The sequence below is a fragment of the Pseudonocardia oroxyli genome (assembly GCF_900102195.1).
Classification (GTDB): Bacteria; Actinomycetota; Actinomycetes; order Mycobacteriales; family Pseudonocardiaceae; genus Pseudonocardia; species Pseudonocardia oroxyli.
Map to the genome: position 1 here is coordinate 212062 of NZ_FNBE01000008.1, position 20170 is coordinate 232231.

The 20170-nt window shown below is 73.0% G+C and carries 21 protein-coding genes, 1 other RNA gene and 1 pseudogene; 15 read left to right on the forward strand and 8 right to left on the reverse strand.

What is annotated here, in order from left to right; genetic code table 11:
* The first annotated feature begins 3 nt into the window (after positions 1–3).
* Positions 4–228 (forward strand): RNA-binding S4 domain-containing protein, encoded by a 225-nt coding sequence (locus tag BLS43_RS14430; protein WP_093084106.1) that lies wholly within the window; start codon positions 4–6, stop codon positions 226–228.
* Here the strand turns inward: BLS43_RS14430 and BLS43_RS14435 are convergent, their stop codons facing one another.
* Positions 229–2301 carry an acyltransferase family protein gene (locus BLS43_RS14435; protein ID WP_093084109.1) on the reverse strand — a complete coding sequence of 691 codons (2073 nt, stop codon included), beginning with the start codon at positions 2299–2301 and terminating at the stop codon, positions 229–231.
* An 87-nt stretch (positions 2302–2388) separates the two neighbouring features.
* On the reverse strand, positions 2389–3108 hold the full coding sequence (locus BLS43_RS14440) for a transglycosylase SLT domain-containing protein (RefSeq protein ID WP_093084112.1): 720 nt from the start codon (positions 3106–3108) through the stop codon (positions 2389–2391).
* A 366-nt stretch (positions 3109–3474) separates the two neighbouring features.
* On the opposite strand from BLS43_RS14440, the gene soxR reads away from it, so the two are divergent.
* Positions 3475–3936 carry a redox-sensitive transcriptional activator SoxR gene (soxR, locus tag BLS43_RS14445; protein ID WP_093084327.1) on the forward strand — a complete coding sequence of 154 codons (462 nt, stop codon included), beginning with the start codon at positions 3475–3477 and terminating at the stop codon, positions 3934–3936.
* On the opposite strand, the gene BLS43_RS31085 is transcribed toward soxR, so the two are convergent.
* Both BLS43_RS31085 and BLS43_RS31090 read right to left on the reverse strand, forming a co-directional pair.
* Positions 3933–4487: an AMP-binding enzyme gene (locus BLS43_RS31085; protein ID WP_245707494.1), complete on the reverse strand. Its 555-nt coding sequence runs from the start codon at positions 4485–4487 to the stop codon at positions 3933–3935. The genes soxR and BLS43_RS31085 overlap by 4 nt on opposite strands.
* 25 nt (positions 4488–4512) lie before the next feature.
* Positions 4513–5430, reverse strand: a pseudogene (locus BLS43_RS31090) (AMP-binding protein); the annotation flags it as partial.
* Positions 5431–5538: 108 nt separating this feature from the next.
* Between BLS43_RS31090 and BLS43_RS14455 the strand changes: the two are divergent.
* On the forward strand, positions 5539–6312 hold the full coding sequence (locus BLS43_RS14455) for a hypothetical protein (RefSeq protein ID WP_093084116.1): 774 nt from the start codon (positions 5539–5541) through the stop codon (positions 6310–6312).
* 37 nt (positions 6313–6349) lie between these two features.
* Positions 6350–7084 carry a tyrosine-protein phosphatase gene (locus BLS43_RS14460; RefSeq protein ID WP_093084119.1) on the forward strand — a complete coding sequence of 245 codons (735 nt, stop codon included), beginning with the start codon at positions 6350–6352 and terminating at the stop codon, positions 7082–7084.
* 29 nt (positions 7085–7113) lie between these two features.
* On the opposite strand, the gene BLS43_RS14465 is transcribed toward BLS43_RS14460, so the two are convergent.
* Both BLS43_RS14465 and BLS43_RS14470 read right to left on the reverse strand, forming a co-directional pair.
* Entirely contained in the window at positions 7114–7506 is a 393-nt protein-coding gene (locus BLS43_RS14465) for a hypothetical protein (protein WP_093084122.1), read from the reverse strand.
* Between the two features lie 11 nt (positions 7507–7517).
* Positions 7518–7760 carry a ribbon-helix-helix domain-containing protein gene (locus BLS43_RS14470; protein ID WP_093084125.1) on the reverse strand — a complete coding sequence of 81 codons (243 nt, stop codon included), beginning with the start codon at positions 7758–7760 and terminating at the stop codon, positions 7518–7520.
* A gap of 123 nt (positions 7761–7883) precedes the next feature.
* Here BLS43_RS14470 and BLS43_RS14475 point away from each other — a divergent pair, with 123 nt between their 5' ends.
* The 10 genes from BLS43_RS14475 (at position 7884) to ssrA (ending at position 16268) form a co-directional block, all read left to right on the forward strand.
* A complete protein-coding gene (locus tag BLS43_RS14475; protein ID WP_093084128.1) occupies positions 7884–9053 on the forward strand; it encodes an acyl-CoA dehydrogenase family protein in 1170 nt (389 codons plus the stop codon).
* Between the two features lie 8 nt (positions 9054–9061).
* Positions 9062–10036 carry an acyl-CoA dehydrogenase family protein gene (locus BLS43_RS14480; RefSeq protein WP_093084131.1) on the forward strand — a complete coding sequence of 325 codons (975 nt, stop codon included), beginning with the start codon at positions 9062–9064 and terminating at the stop codon, positions 10034–10036.
* A gap of 51 nt (positions 10037–10087) precedes the next feature.
* Complete coding sequence (locus BLS43_RS14485; protein ID WP_143030050.1) at positions 10088–10891, forward strand: leishmanolysin-related zinc metalloendopeptidase; 804 nt, start codon at positions 10088–10090, stop codon at positions 10889–10891.
* A gap of 76 nt (positions 10892–10967) precedes the next feature.
* Positions 10968–11477, forward strand: a complete 510-nt coding sequence (locus BLS43_RS14490; protein ID WP_093084137.1) for a PadR family transcriptional regulator — start codon at positions 10968–10970, stop codon at positions 11475–11477.
* A gap of 11 nt (positions 11478–11488) precedes the next feature.
* Positions 11489–12604, forward strand: a complete 1116-nt coding sequence (gene prfB, locus BLS43_RS14495) for a peptide chain release factor 2 (RefSeq protein ID WP_093084140.1) — start codon at positions 11489–11491, stop codon at positions 12602–12604.
* Between the two features lie 81 nt (positions 12605–12685).
* Positions 12686–13375, forward strand: coding sequence for a cell division ATP-binding protein FtsE (gene ftsE / locus BLS43_RS14500; RefSeq protein ID WP_093084142.1), 690 nt, complete (start codon positions 12686–12688; stop codon positions 13373–13375).
* A 2-nt stretch (positions 13376–13377) separates the two neighbouring features.
* Positions 13378–14292, forward strand: a complete 915-nt coding sequence (ftsX, locus tag BLS43_RS14505; RefSeq protein ID WP_093084145.1) for a permease-like cell division protein FtsX — start codon at positions 13378–13380, stop codon at positions 14290–14292.
* 60 nt (positions 14293–14352) lie between these two features.
* A complete protein-coding gene (gene smpB / locus BLS43_RS14510) occupies positions 14353–14868 on the forward strand; it encodes an SsrA-binding protein SmpB (protein WP_093084148.1) in 516 nt (171 codons plus the stop codon).
* A complete protein-coding gene (locus BLS43_RS14515) occupies positions 14856–15746 on the forward strand; it encodes an amidohydrolase family protein (RefSeq protein WP_093084330.1) in 891 nt (296 codons plus the stop codon). Before smpB ends, BLS43_RS14515 begins: the two co-directional genes overlap by 13 nt.
* A 126-nt stretch (positions 15747–15872) precedes the next feature.
* Positions 15873–16268: a transfer-messenger RNA gene (gene ssrA, locus BLS43_RS14520) on the forward strand.
* Between the two features lies 1 nt (position 16269).
* Here ssrA and BLS43_RS14525 read toward each other — a convergent pair.
* Positions 16270–17445: a THUMP-like domain-containing protein gene (locus BLS43_RS14525; protein WP_093084150.1), complete on the reverse strand. Its 1176-nt coding sequence runs from the start codon at positions 17443–17445 to the stop codon at positions 16270–16272.
* A 38-nt stretch (positions 17446–17483) separates the two neighbouring features.
* Here BLS43_RS14525 and BLS43_RS14530 point away from each other — a divergent pair, with 38 nt between their 5' ends.
* Positions 17484–18713: an MFS transporter gene (locus tag BLS43_RS14530; RefSeq protein WP_093084153.1), complete on the forward strand. Its 1230-nt coding sequence runs from the start codon at positions 17484–17486 to the stop codon at positions 18711–18713.
* Between the two features lie 4 nt (positions 18714–18717).
* Here BLS43_RS14530 and BLS43_RS14535 read toward each other — a convergent pair whose 3' ends face one another.
* Positions 18718–20127: an APC family permease gene (locus tag BLS43_RS14535; RefSeq protein WP_093084156.1), complete on the reverse strand. Its 1410-nt coding sequence runs from the start codon at positions 20125–20127 to the stop codon at positions 18718–18720.
* Between the last annotated feature and the right edge of the window lie 43 nt (positions 20128–20170).

Below are 20170 nucleotides of genomic sequence, written 5' to 3' on the forward strand. Positions count from 1 at the left end.
CCGATGTCGCGCCCGCCCATTCTGGACGTCCCGATCGCCGAGGAACCCATCCGTCTCGGCCAGTTCCTGAAGCTCTCGGGGCTGGCCGAGGACGGCGTGCACGCCCGCGAGCTGGTCGAGGCCGGTGAGGTCGAGGTCGACGGCAGGCCCGAGACCCGCCGCGGCGCGCAGCTGCGGCGCGGCCAGGTGGTCGCGGTGCAGGGCCGTCGGGCCCGCCCGACGGCCTGATCAGACCCCGAGGACGCGGTCGAAGTCCTCGCCGACGACCGGGGCCAGGGACGTCATGTACGTGGCGGTGATGTGGTTGAAGTCCAGGTACATCAGCACGTTGCCGGCCTCCACCGGACAGGTCTGCGGGCCGCAGAAGTAGTCCGTGTAGTCCAGGAAGGACACGTTCGGCGGGAGGTCCGGGATCGCCTCCCACGGCGGCACGGGCGCGTAGAGCTGCGCGCGCTCCAGGCTGCACAGGTCCGACCCGCGGCCCGCCTGCTGCAGACAGTCCGCAGGCCGGAACTCGGGGGCGAAGCGCGGGTTGTCCCGCAGCGCGACGACCCGGATGCCCTGGGCGTCGAGCTCGCGCCAGCGGTCCACGAACCCGGGCGGGGTGACCTCGGTCAGTCCGACCTGGACGTCCCGGCTCGCGAGCGTGACCACGACGTTCGGGTGCAGGTCGGCGATCTCGCCCGCGGCGGCGTCGTTGAAGTTCAGGCACACCGGGTCGTCCGGGTAGACCTCCGACGCGGTGGAGAAGGGGCAGGCGCCGTGGATGATCGCGGTGAGCTCGACGTTGCGGGCGTGCGCCCACGGGACCATCGCGGCGGTGAACTGCTGGGCGTGCGAGTCCCCGACCACGACGACCCGTTCGACGGGCGGCACGGCCGGGTCCAGCGGCGGCAGGGTGCAGGCGGCGTTCTCCGGCAGCCGGGACATCGGCACGCAGTTCCAGTACTCGATGCGCGACCAGTCGTCCTGGGCGGTGACCAGCGGCGGGATCAGCGGGGCCTGCGCCACGGCCGGGCCGCCCCGCATCGCCAGGGCACCGGGGTGCGACTCGTCCCCGACCACCGCGACCGAGCTCGAACGCGCGGTGGTCTCCCACTGCCAGGCGCCCGCCGCGAGCAGCACCACGACGAGCCCGGCGGCGGCGCCGCGGTACCGGGCCCGGTCCGAGACGGACGCCCGGCGGATCGGCTCCTCGACGAGGTGGTGGGTGAGCACGGCCAGCACGAACGCCAGCGCGATGATCGCCAGCCCGCCGCGCAGGCCGACCGCCTCCTGGTCCCGGGTGACCAGGAACAGGATCAGCAGCGGCCAGTGCCACAGGTAGAGGGCGTAGCTGACGTCCCCCACGTACTTCAGCGGGCGGGAGGACAGGATGCGGTCGGCGCCCGCCCGGCTGCCGGTCGCGCCCGCGATCAGGACGAGGCAGGCGGCCCCGGTCGGCCAGAGCGCGGCGAAGCCGGGGAACACGGCGTCGACCTGCAGGACGGCGCCGCAGGCGATCAGCCCGACGACACCGACCCAGCCGAGCAGCAGGCGGGTGCGCGCCGACAGGACGATCGAGTCGATGGTGAGCGCCAGCAGCCCGCCGAGCGCGAACTCCCAGACCCGGGTCAGCGAGTGGAAGTAGGCCAGCGGCTGGTCGGTGAGGGTGAGCATCACCGAGTAGCTCAAGGACGCGAGGAACAGCCCGCCGAGGGCGAGGAGCAGGTAGGCGCGCAGGCGCTCGCGCGCGGAGGCGGAGTTCGCGGAGCCGACCATGAGGCGGTTCGCGGCCATCAGCGCCACGAGCGCCACCAGCAGCGGCCACACGATGTAGAACTGCACCTGGATGGACAGCGACCAGAAGTGCTGCACCAGGCTCTGCGTGTTGTGCTGCGCGGCATAGTCGACGGAGTCCGCGGCGAGCCGCCAGTTCTCCAGGAAGAGCGCGGAGGAGAACACCTCGTTGAGGGTCTGCTGCCAGCGCGCCTCGGGCAGCAGCAGCCACCCGGCGGCGACGGCGCCCAGCAGCACCGTGAACGCGGCGGGCAGCAGCCGCGCCGCCTGCCTGGCCCACATCGGGCGGAAGCGCAGCGTGCCCCGGGCGGCGGCGCGGTGGAGCTGGCCGGTGATCAGGAACCCGGAGATCACGAAGAAGACGTCCACGCCGCCGGACACCCGGCCGAACCAGACGTGGTAGACGACGACCAGGACCACCGCGAGGGCCCGCAGGCCCTGGAGCTCGGGACGGAAGCGGCGGGTCCGCTGCTGCAGGGCGCCTGTCGTCTCGTCCGACGGACCCGGGTGGGCCTGGCTCATCCGGGTCCTCTCGGTCGTGCCTGAGAGTCGATCGTAAAGGCGCCCACCTGTGCGCGCCCGACGGGCGGGGTCTCGCCGCTCCTCGACTCAGTAGCCGATGTAGTCGCCTGCGTGGTTGCTCCGGCCGCCGGCCTCCAGGGTGGACAGCCCGTAGGTGGCGACCATGTAGCGCACGCCCGCGGTGATGTTGGCGACCGGATCGGTGATCGGGCGGCCCGCGAGGCTGGGGTGCACGAACTTCTTGAACGTCGAGGGGATCGTCTGCATGAGGCCCTGCGACGGGGTGCCGCGCAGGGCGTTCGCGTCCCAGTTGTTGACGGCCTTCGGGTTGCCCCCCGACTCCGCCATGATGACCTTCTTGACGCTGGGGGCCAGGTCCTGCGGGAGATCGCAGATCCGCAGGGCCTCGGCGATCCAGCCGTCCAGCCCGCCCTTGGCGATGATCGCGTCGAGGCGGTCCGCCTCGGCCTGCGCCGCGGCCTCCTCCGCCTGCTTCTGGGCGATCGCGTCGGCGATCTTCCCCGCCTTGTCCAGCGCGGAGAGGTCGAAGTCCTCGCCCGCGTCGAGGTCGTCGACCCCGAAGGCGGCGGGGGTGACGTGCGCGGCGCTCGAGACGGTGTCCGCGGCGGGCAGCACGGCCTCGTTGGCGGCCAGCGTGGTCGCCATCGTCGCCGGTCCGGTCTCCGCGGCGTCCGCCACGGCTCCGGTGGCGCCGCCCGAGGTCACGGCGGCGAACGTGCCCGTCGCCAGCACGCCGAACGCGGCGCCGACGGCGGCGGTGTGGGACGCGACGGTGCGTCGAGACACGGTTGCGTGTCTGGCGGCGCGGCGAGGCGGGGTCCCAAGGGGGAGCGGGAGCCCGTCACCACGCCGGCCGCCTGGGGAGCGGTGGCCAGCCAAGGTTCGAGTGCCTTTCGGTCCAGCGGCTGATCCCGCTCAGGCCCGGATGGGGGGTCCGGGGAGCCGGTCGGGGAGTCCGGCTCCGGGTGCCTGTTCGTGATCTCGCCGTGATGACTACGGGGAGATTACGGAGCGCGACCCGAACGGCACAACCCTCGGGGCGGCCTGTCGCCGCTGCTCCGGGTCCGTTCGTCGCGCCGATCCACGGTCGGGTGAGTCGGTCGTCGTGCGGTGAGCGGTAACCTCATCCTGAAGCCGACTTCAGGGGTGAGCGTGCACGCCAAGGACCTGCTGACCATCGGGGAGGTCGTGGAGCGCAGCGGCTTCGCCCACTCCGCGCTGCGCTTCTACGAGCGGGAGGGGCTGGTCCACGCGACCCGCACGGCGGGCGGTCAGCGGCGCTACGAACGGAGCGTGCTGCGCAGGCTCGCGTTCCTCCGGGCCGCCCGCGCGATCGGGATCGGGCTCGACGAGGTGCGGGCGGCGCTCGCCACCCTGCCCGCCGACCACACCCCGACCAAGGCGGACTGGACGCGGCTGTCCCAGGCCTGGCGCGGCAGGCTCGACGAGCAGATCGACGCCCTCGTCGCCCTGCGTGACGGGCTGGACGGGTGCATCGGCTGCGGGTGCCTGTCGCTGGCCCGGTGCAGGCTGATGAACCCGGGCGACCGCGCGGGCGCGGACGGCGAGGGTGCCCGCATGCTCCCGCCGGTGCTGCGGAGGACCCCGGCTTAGGAGTGGGTGCCCGAGGGCAGGCGCTCGGCGCGCAGGGCGGAGCGGCGCACCTTGCCGGTGTCCTCGCGCAGCGGGTGGTCCACCCGTTCGACCGTGGCGGGCACCTTCTGCCTCGCCAGCCGCTCCGCGACGTGCGCGCGGAGCTCCTCGTCGGGGACGGGCGCCGCGAGCTGGACGAGGGCGTGGACGCGGTTGCCGAGGTCGTCGTCCGGCAGCCCGATGACGCAGGACGACAGCACCGCGGGGTGGGTCTCCAGCGCCGCCTCGACCTCGGCGGGGTACACGTTGGACCCGCCGACGAGGATCATGTCGCTGCGGCGGTCGGCGAGGTAGAGGTAGCCCTCGGCGTCCATCCGGCCCAGGTCGCCCAGGGACTCCCAGCCGTCCCGGTGGCGGGCGGTCGCGCCGAGGTAGGCGTAGGGCTGCTCGGGCACCCGCATCCACACCTCCCCGACCTCGCCGACCGGCAGCGGCCTGCCCTCCTCGTCGCCGATGCGCATCTCGCCGGAGACCACCCGGCCGACCGAGCCGGGGTGGGCCAGCCACTCCACGCCGGTCGATGACCGTGCTGGCCTGCGACTCCGTTCCCGCGTACAGCTCCCAGACGTGCTCGGGGCCGAACCACTCCAGGCACGCGCGCTTCACGTGCTCCGGGCACGGCGCGCCCAGGTGGAGCAGGGTCTCGACGCTGGACACGTCCGGGCGCTCGGCGGCCGGGACGCGCAGCATCCGCCCCATCAGCGTCGGCACGGCGTAGAGGAAGGTCACCCGGTGCTCGGCCACGGCCTGCAGCACGGTCGCCCCGTCGAAGTGGTCCAACACCAGCACGGCGCCGCCGCGCAGCAGGCTGATCAGCGAGAACATGAACGGCGCGTTGTGGTAGAGCGGTGCGGTCACCGCGAACACCTCGCCGTCGCCGCGGATGCGCAGCCGGTCGGCCGCCGCGGTCACGGTGCCGACGCGCCCGGCGTTGCCCGCGAGGATGATCTTCGGTCGGCCTGTGCTCCCGCCCGAGGTCGGGGCCTTCCAGCGCGGCGGGACCGCGGGCGGCAGCGGGCCCGCGTCCCGGGCGGGGTCGGGGCGCCAGTCGGCGGGCAGGTGTGGGCGGCCGTCGGGCGGGGTGAGGCCCACGACGACGGCCGGATCGGCGATCTCGATCAGCGCCGCGAGCTCGGCGGCGGGCAGCTTCGCCGACACCGGCTGCGGGATCGCCCCGAGCTTCCAGGCGCCGACGACCGCCTCGTAGAAGGCGGGCCCGTTCGGCAGGCCGATCGTGACCAGCGAGCCCTCGCGCACCCCGAGCTCGGCGAGCTCGCGCGCCGCCCGGTGGGACGCCGCCGCCAGCTCGGCGCGGGTGAGCACGGTGTCGCGGTGCAGGAGGGCGGGACGGTCGGGGGCGGCCGCGGCGAGCGCGTCGAGCGCCACGCCCAGCGGCGGGTCGGCGGGGGAGCCGGGCTCGGGGAGGGTGGTGTCGGCGCTGCTCACCCTTCGCATCCTGCGTCGGGGTGCGCCGAACCGGAAGTCCCGTCCACATGCCGGCACCCCACGAGAGTGGTGGTGACCCTCCCGACCGGGAGCGCTCCGCCGCGAAGACTCTCCGACATGAACCGCAGCCTGCTGACCCTGATCCCGACCCTCGCCGTCGCCACCCTGCTGTCCGCGGGCTGCGGTGCCGTCGCCGACGCCCAGCCGCGTGTCGCGGCCACGCCCGTCGCCCAGTCGGCGCCCGTCGCCGCGCCCGTCGCCCAGTCCGCACCCGCCGCCGAGCAGGCGTCCGCGGCGCCGCTGCCGAAGTCGGCGCCGCAGCCCGCGGCGGCCGTGCAGAAGCCCGCGGGCGCCGCGAGCACCGGGGGTACGGACCTCGACGCCGCCGCCGACGGCCTGCGCCCCTTCCTGCTCACGCCCGCCGAGATCGGGCCCGGGTTCGCCGTCGGTGACGAGCCGAGGCCCGACCCGGCGCAGCCCGCGATCTGCGGCGGCCCCGGCGTCGTCGCGCAGTTCCCGTACGCCGTTCGGGTCGGGGCGGCGGCCGAGAGCCCGTCCGGCCTGGTCCAGGAGGCGGTCAGCGTCTACGGCGACCCCGGGTCCGCCGCGGCGGCCTACCGGGCCTCGCTCGCCGGGATGGACTGCGGGCAGGGCAGCGTCGGCGACAAGCCGGTCGTGCTCGCCCCGGCGGAGGACCTGTCCGCGGACCTGCCCTACGACGAGGCGACCGGATGGCGGCTCGGCGGGGAGGGTTTCGACGTCGTGATGATCTCGGTGCGGGAGGGTGAGGTCGTCATGAACTTCACCGTGCTGGCCCCCGAGGACGGCCTGCCCGCGCTGCCCGACCCGCTGGTCGTGGCCCAGGCGGGCGCCCAGAAGCTGCTCGGCTGAGACCCCGGTCACGCCCCGCGCCGGTTACGGTCGGGGCGTGACCTCCACGGATCGGTGGCTGCAGTTCGAGGGCCTCAGCAACATCCGAGACGTCGGCGGGCTGCCGCTGGGCGACGGGTCCCGCACCCGGCCCGGGGTGCTGCTGCGCAGCGAGGCACTGACCCACGTCACCCCGGCGGACGTCCGCAGGCTGGTCGACGAGTTGGACCTGCGGCTGATCCTCGACCTGCGGACCGACCGGGAGATCGCCCAGTTCGGGGAGAGCCCGCTGATCGCCGCCGGCGTCGAGACGGTGCAGTTCACGTTCATCCCCGAGGCGGGCCGGGAGCTGCCCGAGGTCGGCGAGGACGTCCATCCGATGGTCGGGAACTACCTCGGGTACCTGCGGGACAAGGCGCCGAACGTGGTCGGCGCCGTCCGGCGGCTGGCGCTCGGCGAGGGCGCCGCGCTGGTGCACTGCGCCGCGGGGAAGGACCGCACGGGCACGCTGGTCGCGCTGGTGCTCGAGGCCGTCGGGGTGGAGCGGGAGGCCGTGGTCGAGGACTACGCGCTGTCCGCCACGAAGATCGACGACATGTTCCGCCGCTGGACCGCGTCCACCGGCGAGGAGATGCCCGCCCCCGACGAGCTGGACCGCCACCGCCCCCGCGCGGAGGCGATGGCCCAGGTCCTGGCCATCCTCGACGAGCGGGACGGCGGCGCGGCCGCCTGGCTGCAGGCCAACGGCCTCACGCACCCGGAACTGACCGCCCTGCGATCCCGCCTCACCTAGTCGCAGTGTGGCTCCACACTGCGCTCAGGTCAGGGGAGCTCCTCGATCGCCACGGCCGCGTCCAGCTTGCGGAGCGTGCCGGGATCCCCCGTCACCGCGGGCCAGCCCCGCCGCCTGCTGGTCGCCACCACCTGGCCGCTCACGATGTCGTCCTGACCGGACGCGGCGAGCAGCAGGCCGGACTCCTGGGCCATGGCGGGCGAGAGATCGTGGATCACGGTGTTGGGCAGGCCGAGCAGCACCTGCAGGGCCGCGTGGTGCTCCGGGTCGAGCTGCGCCCAGGCCCGACCGAGCGCGGCGCTGGGTATCGCGAGGACGAGGTTCTCCTCGACCGCCGCCCACACCAGGGCCCGCATGTACACCGGCCTGCCGGTGGCGAATGCCGTGAGCGCGGTGGAGTCGAGCACTCTTCCGCCGATCATCTGCGCGCCCTTCAGCCGACGGCGACCGGGGGAACCAGGCGCAGCGACCTGCGTGCCGCGTCGAGCTCGTCCGCCGGCGGGGGACCTCCGTACAGGTCGGCAAGAGTAGCGAGTGCGCGGTCGCGGGCCTGCCGCGCCTGGACCGCCTCGGCGACGTAGGCCGACAGGCTCGCGGCCGACCCGTTCTGGACCGCCTCACGTGCCTCGGCGACCAGCTCGGCCGGGAGGGTGACGGTCACCCGCTCGCTGCGCATACCGTCAGGCTACTCGGCGCATACTCCGCCGTCGACCGCTATGCAGGTTACCGACGGGTATGCCAGGGTGGGAGCTGCAGGCGACGGTGACGTCGCACCCGGTTCGAGCAGGAGCGACACCTGATGGACCTCACTTTCACCGCGGCCGAGGAGGAGTTCCGCAGCGAGCTCCGTGCCTGGCTGTCCGCACACATCCCCGCCGAGTGGCGGCGTCCCGGATTCTGGGAGTCCCTCAGCGACGAAGAGAGTTTCGGCCTGCGTCGGGACTGGGAGCGGGACAAGGCCCTGGCCGGGTTCGCCGGCATCCAGTGGCCGACCGAGTACGGCGGCCGCGGCGGCACCCCCGGCATGAAGGCGATCTACGACGTCGAGATGGTGCTGGCCGACGCGCCGCGCACGGTCAACCCGCTCGGCCTCACCTTCCTCGCGCCCACCGTGATGGCGATCGGCACGGACGCGCAGCGCAAGGAGATCATCGGCCCGATGCTGCGCAACGAGGTCATCTGGTGCCAGGGCTTCTCCGAGCCCGGCGCGGGGTCCGACCTCGCCGCGCTCACCACGCGCGGCGTCCGCGACGGGGACGACTTCGTGGTCAACGGCCAGAAGGTGTGGACCACCAACGCCGTGCACGGCGACAAGATCTTCACCCTCGTCCGCACCACCCCGGGCAGCCAGAAGCACCGCGGCATCTCGATGCTGCTGATCGACATGCACCAGCCCGGCGTCGACGCGCGCCCGCTCAAGCAGATGTCCGGCGCCAGCGAGTTCGGCGAGGTCTTCTTCGACGACGCCCGGGTCCCCGCCACCGATGTCCTCGGCGCGGTCGACGAGGGCTGGCGCACCGCGATGCTGCTGCTCTCCTTCGAGCGCGGCGCCTCCGGCATGTCCCAGTACACCGAGTTCCGCAGGCAGTACGACGAGATCGCGGCCGTCGCGAAGAAGCTGGGTCGGGACCGGGACCCGGTGATCCGCGGCAAGCTCGCCCGGGTGCTCACCGAGCTGGAGTGCCTGCGGCTGCACGCGATGCACATCCTCACCCAGACCGAGCAGGGCCGTGACCTGGGCTTCGAGGCCTCGATGACGAAGCTGCAGTGGTCGGAGGCCTCGCAGGACCTCTGGGAGGTCTTCGACGACGTCCTCGGCGAGGACGTGACCCTCGAGGAGCTGGACGACCTCGACCTGACGCCCTTCAACGCCCAGGCCATGTGGTCGCGGTCGGTCACCATCTGGGGCGGGTCCTCGCAGGTCCAGCGCAACGTCACCGCCGAGCGCGTGCTCGGCCTGCCGCGGTAGGAGCCGAGATGTTCTTCGCACTCACCGAGGACCAGCAGGAGTTCGGCTCCGCCGTGCGCACCTACCTGGCCGAGCGGTTCGACCTCGACGCCGTGCGCGCCTACTTCGAGGCGCCGGCCACGAACGACGCCGGGAACCTCGACGGCCTGTGGAAGGCCGCGGGCGAGCAGGGCTGGCTCGCCGTCACCGTGCCCGAGGAGCACGACGGCCTGGGCCTCGGCCTGGTCGAGGCCCAGGTCATCGCCCGGGCACTGGGCGCCGGGGTGGCACCGGGCCCGTGGCGCGGGACCGTCCTGGCGGCGGAGGCCATCCGCCTCGCGGGCAGCGCCGAGCAGCAGGCCCGGTGGCTGCCCCGGCTCGCGACCGGCGAGGCGGTCGGGGCGCTGGGGTACTCCCGGTCCGTCGAGTACGGGCAGACCGCGGACGTCGTCGTCACGCCCGAGGGGCTGCTCACCGGCTTCACCGCGACGCCGGTCGGGTCCTACGACCGCACCACCCGGCTGGCCCGGGTCGAGGGCGGCTCCACGGAGGCGCTGCCGGGGGACGCCTCGTCGCTCGAGGCCCGCGCGACCGTCCTGGTCGCCGCGGACCTGGTCGGGATCGCCCGCGAGGCGCTGACCCGCACCGTGGACTACGACAAGGAGCGCGAGCAGTTCGGCGTGCCCGTCGGCTCCTTCCAGGCGATCAAGCACGCGCTGGCGGACCTGCACGTCGGGATCACGATGGCCGAGCACGCGGCTCTCTACGCCGCGCACGCGGTGGACGCCGGGCTCGACGACGCGGACCTCGCCGTCTCCGTGGCGAAGGCGAAGGCGAGCGACGTCGCCCTGGCCTCGACCGCCGCGATGATCCAGTACCACGGCGGCATCGGCTACACCTGGGAACACGAGGCGCACTTCTTCTACAAGCGGGCCAAGCGCCTCGCGGGCCAGTACGGCACCGCGGACGCCCACCGCGAACGGATCGCCGCCCTGACCCTGTGAGCGGCGATGGTCGCTGTGGCGACCATCGCCGCGCACGACCACGATGGGGCGATGGATCACTACCGGGCCGTCGCCTCCCGCTCCGCCGCGCTCGCCCAGGCGCAGTCCTCGCCGTTCAGCATCGACGTCCGCTTCACCGGCGGGCTCTCGGACCGGCAGCAGGCGGCGTTCGCGACCGCGGCGGACCGGTGGGCCCGGATGATCGTCGGTGACCTGCCCGCCGTGGACGTCGACGGGGAGACCGTGGACGACGTCCTCGTCCTCGCGAGCGGCGCGGCGATCGACGGCGCCGGGCAGATCCTCGGCCAGGCGGGCCCCACGCGGGTGCGGCCCGCCTCGGCGGGCGGGCTCCCCGCGGTGGGGGAGATGCAGTTCGACACCGCCGACCTGGCGCGCATGGAGGCCGACGGCACGCTCGACGACGTCATCGCCCACGAGATGGGCCACGTCCTGGGCATCGGCACCCTGTGGACGCCGCTGCTGCGCGGGCGCGGGACGGACGACCCGCGCTTCACCGGGGCCGGTGCCGTGGCGCAGTGGGGGGCACTCGGGGGGACGGGTGCCGTGCCGGTCGAGAACACCGGTGGGGCGGGCACCCGCGAGGGGCACTGGCGGGAGACGACGTTCGGCACCGAGCTGATGAGCGGCTTCATCGCCGAGGCACAGAACCCGCTCTCCCGGGTCACGGTGGCGAGCCTGGCGGACCTCGGCTACGTGGTGGACCTCGACGCCGCCGAGCCCTACACCCTGCCCACCCCGTCCTCGGCGGCCGCGATCGTGGCCGGACCGGGGCGGCGCTGCCGGGTCGAGCGGCCCCGGGTGGCGGTGCTGCCGGAGTCCGCGGTGGACGGCTGACCGCGCCGACCGCTGCGACCGCGGCCCGGTCCTAGTTGGAATCGCGCAACCCCCGAGACCGTGGGAACGTGGGGGGATGCCCGCGCCTCCCGCAGTCAACGCCACCGCCGCCGCCCTGCTCGGCCTGCTCCACGACGGCCCGATGACCGGCGGTCAGCTCGTCGCCGCCGCCGGCGAGCGCTTCGGCTCCTTCTTCACCGTGACCCGCAGCCAGGTCTACCGCGAGCTGCCCGTCATGGCCGAGGCGGGGCTGCTGCGGCTGGGCAAGCAGGGGCCGCGGGCGTCCCAGCAGTACGTGATCACCGCGGCGGGCAAGCGGTCGTTCAAGGCCTGGCTGCAGCACGGGTCCGGCGGTGACGCGCTGCGCAGCCCGCTGGTGCTGCGGCTGCTGCACGCCGGGTCGCTCACGGTGAAGCAGCGCGCCGAGCTCGTCGACACCTCGAAGGAGGTCTACGCCGAGCGGCTGGTCGAGGCCAGGGCCGCGGCCCGCGGCGAGACGGACCCGTACCGCAAGGCCGTCGCGGACTTCACGGTCGCGCACACCCGGGCGATGGTCAAACTGCTGGACAGCATCCCCGCCGAGTAGCCTGTGTGGTTGTGAACCCCGACGTCTCCGCCGACCTGAAGGACCTCGCGACCACCCTCGAGGGCATCGAGGCCGTCACCGACGTGCCCGCCCTCAAGAACGAGATCGCGGACCTGGAGGAGCAGGCGGGCGCGCCGGACCTCTGGAACGACACCGAGGCGGCCCAGAAGGTCACCAGCAGGCTGTCCCACGCCCAGGCCGACCTGCGCCGCGTCGAGGACCTGCGCCGCAGGCTGGACGATCTCCCCGTGCTCTACGAGCTGGCCGAGGACGAGGGCGACGAGTCCGCCATCGCGGATGCGGACGCCGAGCGCGCCAAGCTGCGCGAGGACATCGCGTCCCTCGAGGTCCGCACCCTGCTCTCCGGCGAGTACGACGAGCGCGAGGCCCTGGTCACCATCCGCTCCGAGGCGGGCGGGGTGGACGCGGCGGACTTCGCCGAGATGCTCATGCGCATGTACCTGCGCTGGGCCGAGCGCCACGGCTACAAGACGGACGTCTACGACACCTCCTACGCGGAGGAGGCGGGCATCAAGTCGGCGACCTTCCAGGTCCACGCGCCCTACGCCTACGGCACGCTCTCGATCGAGCAGGGCACCCACCGGCTCGTCCGCATCTCGCCCTTCGACAACCAGGGCCGCCGCCAGACGTCGTTCGCCGGCGTCGAGGTGACCCCCGTCGTCGAGTCGACCGACCACATCGACATCGACGAGAAGGAGCTGCGCGTCGACGTCTACCGCTCGTCGGGGCCCGGCGGTCAGGGCGTCAACACCACGGACTCGGCCGTCCGGCTGACCCACCTGCCCACCGGCATCGTGGTGTCGTGTCAGAACGAGCGGTCGCAGATCCAGAACAAGGCCACCGCCATGGTCGTGCTGCAGGCGAAGCTCCTGGAGCGCAAGCGCCAGGAGGAGCGGGCGCTGATGGACTCGCTCAAGGACACCGGTTCGTCCTGGGGCAACCAGATGCGCTCCTACGTGCTGCACCCGTACCAGATGGTCAAGGACCTGCGCACCGAGTACGAGTCCGGCAACCCGGGCGCGGTGCTCGACGGGGACGTCGACGCCTTCATCGAGGCGGGGATCCGCTGGCGCCGGAACCAGGAGCTCGAGGCCGAGAAGGCCTGATCGGACGAGCGGTACCGCCGGTGCGCCGAGGGGGCCTGTCGGGTAGCGGTTCGCTCACGCCCTGTCGGTAGCGTCACGGACGTGATCCGGCTGGAGCGCGTCACCAAGATGTACAAGACCTCGACGCGTCCTGCCCTGGACCGCGTCTCGGTCGAGGTCGAGAAGGGCGAGTTCGTCTTCCTGATCGGCCCGTCGGGCTCCGGGAAGTCGACGTTCCTGCGGCTGCTGCTGCGGGAGGACGTCCCGACCCGCGGCTCGATCTTCGTCACCGACCTGAACGTGGCGAAGCTCCCGCGCCGCAAGGTGCCGCGGCTGCGCCAGAAGATCGGTTGCGTGTTCCAGGACTTCCGGCTGCTGAACAACAAGACCGTCGGCGGCAACGTCGCCTTCGCGCTCGAGGTGATCGGCAAGTCCCCGTCGACGGTGCGCAAGGTCGTGCCCGAGGTGCTGGAGCTCGTCGGGCTCTCCGGCAAGGCGGACCGGATGCCGCACGAGCTCTCCGGCGGCGAGCAGCAGCGCGTCGCGATCGCGCGGGCCTTCGTGAACCGGCCGCTGGTGCTGCTGGCGGACGAGCCGACGGGCAACCTCGACCCGGACACCAGCCAGGACATCATGCTGCTGCTGGAGCGCATCAACCGCACCGGCACCACCGTCGTCATGGCGACGCACGACCACTCCATCGTGGACTCGATGCGGCGCCGGGTGGTGGAGCTGGACATGGGCCGGGTGGTGCGGGACGAGGCGCGCGCGGTGTACGGGGTGGGCCGGTAGCGATGCGCACCGACTTCGTCCTCCGGGAGGTCTCCACCGGCCTGCGCCGCAACGTCACCATGACGGTGGCGATGGTCCTGACCACCGCGATCTCGCTGCTCATGGTCGGCACCGGGCTGCTCGCGGTGAAGACGATCGACGCCACGGAGGCGCTGTACTCGGACCGGCTCGAGGTGCGGGTGGCGCTCACCCAGGACGTCTCGACCGCCGATGCGGACTGCACCCAGCCGATCTGCGCGGGCCTGCTGTCCACCCTCGAGAACTCCCCGCTGGTCGACTCGGTGACCTACGAGAACCAGGACCAGGCCTACGCCCGCTTCCAGGAGCTGTTCGCGGGCCAGTCGGTCGCGGAGCTCGCCCGGCCGCAGTCGCTGCCCGCGACGCTGCGGGTGAAGCTCGTGGAGCAGAACGGGTCCACCGAGGCGGGCGCCGCCGCCGTCAAGCAGGCGATGACCGACCAGGTCGGGGTCCGGACGGTCATCGACCAGCGGGACGTCGTCGCCAAGCTGTTCGACTTCCTCGGCGGCGTCCGGAACATGACGTTCGCGCTGGCGCTGGTCCAGGCCGTCGCGGCGCTGATGCTGATCTCGAACACCGTGCAGGTGTCCGCCTACACCCGGCGCACGGAGGTCGGGGTCATGCGGCTGGTCGGCGCCACCCGCTGGTACACCCAGCTCCCGTTCCTGGTCGAGGCGGTGATCACCGGCGTGGTCGGCGCCGTGCTCGCCGGGGTGGGCCTGATCGTCGGGAAGTTCGCGTTCATCGACTCGCTGCTGGCCGGCATCGCGCAGAACGGCGTGATCCCGCCGGTCACGCTGACGGACGTGATCACCACGAGCGTCTACCTGGTGCCGATCGGGGCGCTCGTCGCGGGCGTCACGGGCTACATAACCCTCCGCCTGTACGTCAAGGTCTAGATCGCATTATGGAGCCATAACGCCAGATCAGCGGCCTCCAGACGGCGTTGTGGCTCCATAATGCGGGCGGGGCGCGGGTACGCTGGACGTGTGAAGGAGAAAGGCCGCAAGGTGATCGCGCAGAACAGGCGTGCGCGACACGACTACGCCGTCCTCGAGGAGTTCGAGGCGGGCGTGGCGCTCATGGGCACCGAGGTCAAGAGCCTGCGGCTGGGTCGTGCCTCGATCGTGGAGGCGTACGCGACGGTGGACGACGGCGAGGTCTGGCTCCACGGCCTCACCATCCCGGAGTACACCCACGGCAGCTGGACGAACCACGAGCCGCGCCGCACCCGCAAGCTGCTGCTGCACAAGTACGAGATCGAGCGGCTGATCGGCAAGATCCGCGAGGGCGGGCTCACGCTGGTCCCGATGTCGCTCTACTTCTCCGACGGCAAGGTCAAGTGCGAGCTCGCGCTGGCCCGCGGCAAGAAGACCCACGACAAGCGGCAGGACCTCGCGAAGAAGGACGCCGAGCGCGACATGGCCCGCGCGATCGGCCGGGCCGCGAAGGGGCGAGCCCGATCGCTGCGCTGACCGACGCGGACGTCCCGGGGTGGGTCGCCGAGCTCGGCCTCCCCGGGCTCGTCGACATCCACGTCCACTTCCTCCCCGAGCGGGTGCTCCGCAAGGTCTGGGCCTACTTCGACGAGGCACGCACGCACTACGGCCGGGACTGGCCGATCCACTACCGGCTGCCCGAGGCGGAGCGGGTCGCGATCCTGGAGAAGCTCGGCGTGCTCGCGTACGCGCCGCTGGTCTACCCGCACAAGCCCGGCATGGCCGCCTGGCTGACCGAGTGGGTGGGGGAGTTCGCCGAGGCCACGCCCGGCGCCGTCCGGACCGCGACGCTGTACGCCGAGCCCGGCGTCGAGGACTATCTCGGCGCGGCCGTCGAGGCGGGTGCCCGGGCCGTCAAGGTGCACGTCCAGGTCGGTGGCTTCGACCCGCGGGACCCGCAGCTGGACCCGGCCTGGGCCCTGCTGTCGGAGGCCGCCGTCCCGGTGGTCGTCCACTGCGGGCACGGCCCGATCCCCGGCGCCCACACGGGACTGGACGTCTTCGGCGAGGTCCTGGCCCGCCACCCCCGGCTGACGGCGGTGCTCGCCCACGCCGGCATGCCGGACTTCACCGCCGCCGTGGACCTGGTGCGCCGCCACCCGAACGTGCACCTCGACACCACGATGGTCGGCACCCCGTACGCCGAGGAGTTCGCCCCGCTCCCGGCGGACTGGCCCGAACTCCTCGCGAGCATCCCCGGCCGCGTCGTGCTGGGCACGGACTTCCCCAACATCCCCTACCCCTACGCGAGGCAGCTGCAGGCGATCGCGGGCTGGGCCGAGCACCCGTCGCTCGGGGACGCGTTCCTCCGCGACGTGCTCCACGACGCCGGGGCGAGACTGCTGCGTCTGTGAGCGGCGATCGTCGCCATGGCGGCGATCGCCGCTCACGAACCCTGGTCGGGGGACGACGCGGAACCGGAATGAACCGCGGCCCGATGGGCGTTATGCTGTCCCGACGGTCCGAACGCCGGGCTGCGAGGGGGTGAACGGTTTCGACTCCTGAAGCCGACCGAGGAGAAGCGTGCCGAGGAAGGCGACGATGATCTCGTTAACCACACGTCGCAAAAAAATAAGTGCCGACGAGAGTCAGCACGCCCCGGTTCAGGGCGCCCGCGCGGACTTCGCGCTCGCGGCCTGATCCACTAGTGGGCTGTCGGCCCGCGGGCGTTCCCGCCGCGGTGTCCGGCATCAGCTAGGGAACTCACCGTCCAGCCCGGCCGTCGGGGGTGGACGGGACATCTCACAGCGGCTGGGATCGTCACACCGGCTTGTTCGCGAGACCGGTGGATCCGAGTAGAGACACAGCGGACTGCGCACGGAGAATGCCTCGCAACGCAAGGGAGGACCCGGGTTCGATTCCCGGCACCTCCACCCCTCAGGACGGGGCCCCGACCAGCCGGTCGGGGCCCTTCGTCGTGTCGGAGGGATCGGTGCACACCAGGCCCCAGGGGCGGTCGCGCACCCGGGTCATCACGAGCGTCACCCGGCGGGAGCCGCGCAGCTTCAGCCGCTTGTGCAGGGCGTCGACGTCTCCGGCGAGCCCGCGCCGCCGGATGTCCACCGCCCCCACGTCGAGCTCGGCGAGCCTGCGCGGCAGTCGTTTCTGGTCCCACGGCGCGGAGTCGACGACCTGCAGCGTCCGGGCGAAGGGCGTGTCCACTCGCGACGACGTGCACAGGAACGCGATGCGCTCGTCGATCTGCCACGCCCCGACCCGCCGGGCCAGCTCCGCCACCGCCCCCGCGCGTGTGACGGCGGGGTTGGGATCGAGCAGCCACGGGCCGGGATCGCGCACCTCCACCGGCTCCCCGTCGGCCGCGACCAGGGTGTCCCCGCTCGGCAGCACCGTGGCCCGCGCCCCCGCCGTCGCCAACGCGGGGGACCACAGCACGGCCTCCTTGAGGTCCCGGTCGACCGCCACGAACTCGTGCTCCCAGCCCGCCGGGACCAGGGCCCGGTCGACGCCGGGCGCCGCCTTCACCGCGACCGGCCGGTCCAGCGCGAAGCACCACTCCAGCGGCGGCTCGCTGTCCCCGAGCCGCATCCGCCCGCCTGCGGACCGGCGCGCCGGGTCGACGAACACGGCGTCGAACCCGCCGAGATCGACGTCGCGGACATCGGACTCGCACGTCGAGACGACGCCGCCGTAGACGGCCGCGTTGTGGCGGGCCATCCACAGGTGCACGGGGTCCAGGTCGACGGCCAGTGCCTCGCGCCCGGGGGCCAGCGCCAGCAGGTCCCCGCCGATCCCGCAGCAGAGGTCCGCGACCCGGCCGCCGGGGAACCGCGCGGCCCGGTGCCGCGCGACGATCTCCGGCGAGGCCTGCTCCAGACCGGCCCGGGTCAGGAACATCTCCGCGGCCCGGCTGAACTTCGCCGCCCCCCGCTCCCGCAGCCGGGCCTGGGTCAGCGCGTCCGCGACCAGGTCCGCGGGGTGGGTCCGGCGCAACGCCGTACCGAGGGCGAGGGCGACCTCGTCCGTGATCGGCCGCCCGTCCGCCGCGATCGCGGCGAAGAGCTCCGAGGCGCCTGCCAGCCGTTCCACGTCCACCGGCCGGAAGGCTACGGCAGGTCCCGTAGCGTGAGGGGGTGACGGTCAGGCTGCCCCGCGAGATCTGGGTCCTCGTCGTCGCCGCGTTCGTGGTCGCGATCGGCTTCGGGATCGTCGCCCCGGCGCTGCCCGCCTTCGCCCGCTCGTTCGACGTCGGGTACGCGGCGGCCGCGGCCGTCATCAGCCTCTTCGCCGGGTTCCGGCTGGCGTTCGCGCCGATCGGGGGCCGGCTGGTCGGCCGGTTCGGTGAGCTGCGGGTCTACACCGTCGGGCTGCTGCTCGCGGCCGCCTCGGTCGGCGCCACGGCGTTCGCCCAGAACTACTGGCAGCTGCTGGTGTTCCGCGGGGTCGGCGGCATCGGCTCCACGATGTTCACGGTCTCGGCGATCTCGCTGCTCATCCGGCTCGCCCCGCCGGAGGCGCGGGGCCGCGCGTCGGGCATGTGGGCCACCGGGTTCCTGCTCGGCAACATCACGGGCCCGCTCGTCGGCGGCGGCCTGATCGCGGTCAGTCTGCGGGCGCCGTTCCTCGTGTACGCCGCCGCGCTCCTGCTCGCGACGGCCCTCTCGTTGCCGCTGCTGCGCGGCCGGGTCGGCGGCCCCGCCCCCGCGGACGAGGAGGTCTCGCTGACCTTCGGCCGCGCCGCCCGGCACGCCACCTACCGCGCCTCGCTCGTGGCGAGCTTCGCCAACGGCTGGACGGTCTTCGGGGTGCGCGTCGCGCTGGTGCCCCTGTTCGTGGTGGAGGCGCTGCGGCAGAGCGAGACCTGGGCCGGGATGGCCCTCGCGGTGTTCGCCGCGGGCAACGCCGCCACCCTGCTGTGGTCCGGCCGGGTCGCGGACCGCCGCGGGCGCAAGCCGCCGGTCATCGCGGGGCTCGTGGTGTCCGCCCTGGCCACGGCCGGGTTGGGGCTCGCCGAGGTGCCGTGGATCTTCCTGGGCCTCTCCGTCCTCGCCGGGGTGGGCAGCGGCCTGATCAACCCGGCGATGACCGCCGCGGTCGCGGACGTGATCGGCAGCCGCGCCCGCGGGGGGACCGTGCTGGCGGGCTTCCAGATGGCGGCGGACGTCGGTGCGATCGTCGGGCCGCTGGCCGCCGGTGCGGTGGCCGAGGCGGCGGGCTTCCGCTGGGCCTTCGGGGTGACGGGCCTGGTCTCCGTGCTGGCCCTGCTCTTCTGGGTCCGCGCCCCGGAGACCCTGCCCCCGGTGGATCGCTGCGATCCCACGGCCGAGGCGGTCGCGGGGGAGCGCGCGGTCGGCACGGAGTAGCGGCCTACTCGTCCAGCTTCGCCGGGTCGAGGGTCGCCTTGCGCACGCCGAGCCGCCGGTTCAGCAGCACCGTGATCCCGTACAGGACCAGGCCGAGCACCAGCAGCAGGCCCGCCAGCTCGTACTGGATCGCGTCCCGGCCCGAGAACGGCAGCACCAGATAGGCGCTGGCGACGGCGCCGACGACCGGCAGCCAGGTCGGGGTGCGGAAGTGGCGGCCGTCGTCGACCCGGTCCTTCCGCAGCACGAGGACGGCCACGTTGACCAGCGAGAACACGGCGAGCAGCAGGAGCGAAGTGGTGCCCCCGAGCGCCGACACGACATCCGACGACGAGTCCAGGGACACGTAGGTGATCAGGCCGAAGGCCACCAGCGTGGTGAAGATGATGGCCACCCACGGGGTTCGGCGGAAGGGGTGGACGCGCGCGAGCGGCTTGGGCAGCACGGCCTGGTTCGCCATCCCGTAGAGCAGCCGCGAGGCCATCAGCATGTTGATCAGCGCCGAGTTGGCGACCGCGAACATCGAGATGAACGGCAGCACCGCGTCCGCGGGGATGCCCGGCGCGCCCGCCCGCGCGACCTCGACCAGCGGGGTCTCGCTCGCCGCGAGCGGCCCGACCGGCACGAGCGCCACCGCGCAGATCGCGACGAGCACGTAGATGATCCCGGTGAGCGTCAGCCCGGTGATCATGATCTTCGGGAAGATCCGCCGCGGCTCCTTGCACTCCTCGGCCATGTTCACCGAGTCCTCGAAGCCGACCATCGCGAAGAAGGCCAACGACGTCGCCGACGTCACCGCGAGGAACGTGCCCTTGTCCTCCGGGGTGTCGAAGGCGACGACCCGGGACCAGTCCGCGTCCCCGCCCGCGATCGCGTAGACGCCGATGAGGATCACCAGCAGCAGCCCGGAGAGCTCCACGAGGGTGAGCACCACGTTCAGCTTCACGCTCTCGCCGACGCCACGCAGGTTCACGATCGCGACGAGCACCATGAAGGCCAGCGCGACCAGCACGATCCCGCCGTTCCCGAGGTCCCACCCGAAGCCTTCGGCGAGGTTCGACGCGAACGCCCGCGAGGCCGTCGAGGCCGACGTGATGCCCGAGGACATCACCACGAACGTCACCATGAACGTGAGGAAGTGGATGCCGAAGGCCTTGTGCGCGTAGAGCGCCGCGCCCGCCGCCTGCGGATACTTCGTCACCAGCTCGAGGTAGGAGAAGGCGGTGACCATCGCGACCGCGAAGGCCACCAGGAAGGGCAGCCAGGCCGCCCCGCCGACCTCCTCGGCCACTTGGCCGACCAGGGCGTAGATCCCCGTGCCGAGGATGTCGCCGACGATGAACAGCAGGAGCAGCTTCGGCCCCATCACGCGCTTCAGAGCGGGCTGCGCGGTCGCCTCGGTCGCCTCGGTCATCGGACAAGCGTGGCCATACCGGACGGATCTGTCGACTCCTGGG

Coding starts and splice junctions, on each gene's coding strand:
- BLS43_RS14485 (WP_143030050.1), top strand. CDS start 10,088: ATGGATCACTACCGGGCCGTCGCCTCCCGCTCCGCCGCGCTCGCCCAG.
- BLS43_RS14455 (WP_093084116.1), top strand. CDS start 5,539: ATGAACCGCAGCCTGCTGACCCTGATCCCGACCCTCGCCGTCGCCACC.
- BLS43_RS14465 (WP_093084122.1), bottom strand. CDS start 7,506: ATGATCGGCGGAAGAGTGCTCGACTCCACCGCGCTCACGGCATTCGCC.
- BLS43_RS14435 (WP_093084109.1), bottom strand. CDS start 2,301: ATGAGCCAGGCCCACCCGGGTCCGTCGGACGAGACGACAGGCGCCCTG.
- BLS43_RS14535 (WP_093084156.1), bottom strand. CDS start 20,127: ATGACCGAGGCGACCGAGGCGACCGCGCAGCCCGCTCTGAAGCGCGTG.
- BLS43_RS14430 (WP_093084106.1), top strand. CDS start 4: ATGTCGCGCCCGCCCATTCTGGACGTCCCGATCGCCGAGGAACCCATC.
- ftsX (WP_093084145.1), top strand. CDS start 13,378: ATGCGCACCGACTTCGTCCTCCGGGAGGTCTCCACCGGCCTGCGCCGC.
- BLS43_RS14475 (WP_093084128.1), top strand. CDS start 7,884: ATGGACCTCACTTTCACCGCGGCCGAGGAGGAGTTCCGCAGCGAGCTC.
- BLS43_RS14470 (WP_093084125.1), bottom strand. CDS start 7,760: ATGCGCAGCGAGCGGGTGACCGTCACCCTCCCGGCCGAGCTGGTCGCC.
- BLS43_RS14480 (WP_093084131.1), top strand. CDS start 9,062: ATGTTCTTCGCACTCACCGAGGACCAGCAGGAGTTCGGCTCCGCCGTG.
- BLS43_RS14490 (WP_093084137.1), top strand. CDS start 10,968: ATGCCCGCGCCTCCCGCAGTCAACGCCACCGCCGCCGCCCTGCTCGGC.
- smpB (WP_093084148.1), top strand. CDS start 14,353: ATGCGGGCGGGGCGCGGGTACGCTGGACGTGTGAAGGAGAAAGGCCGC.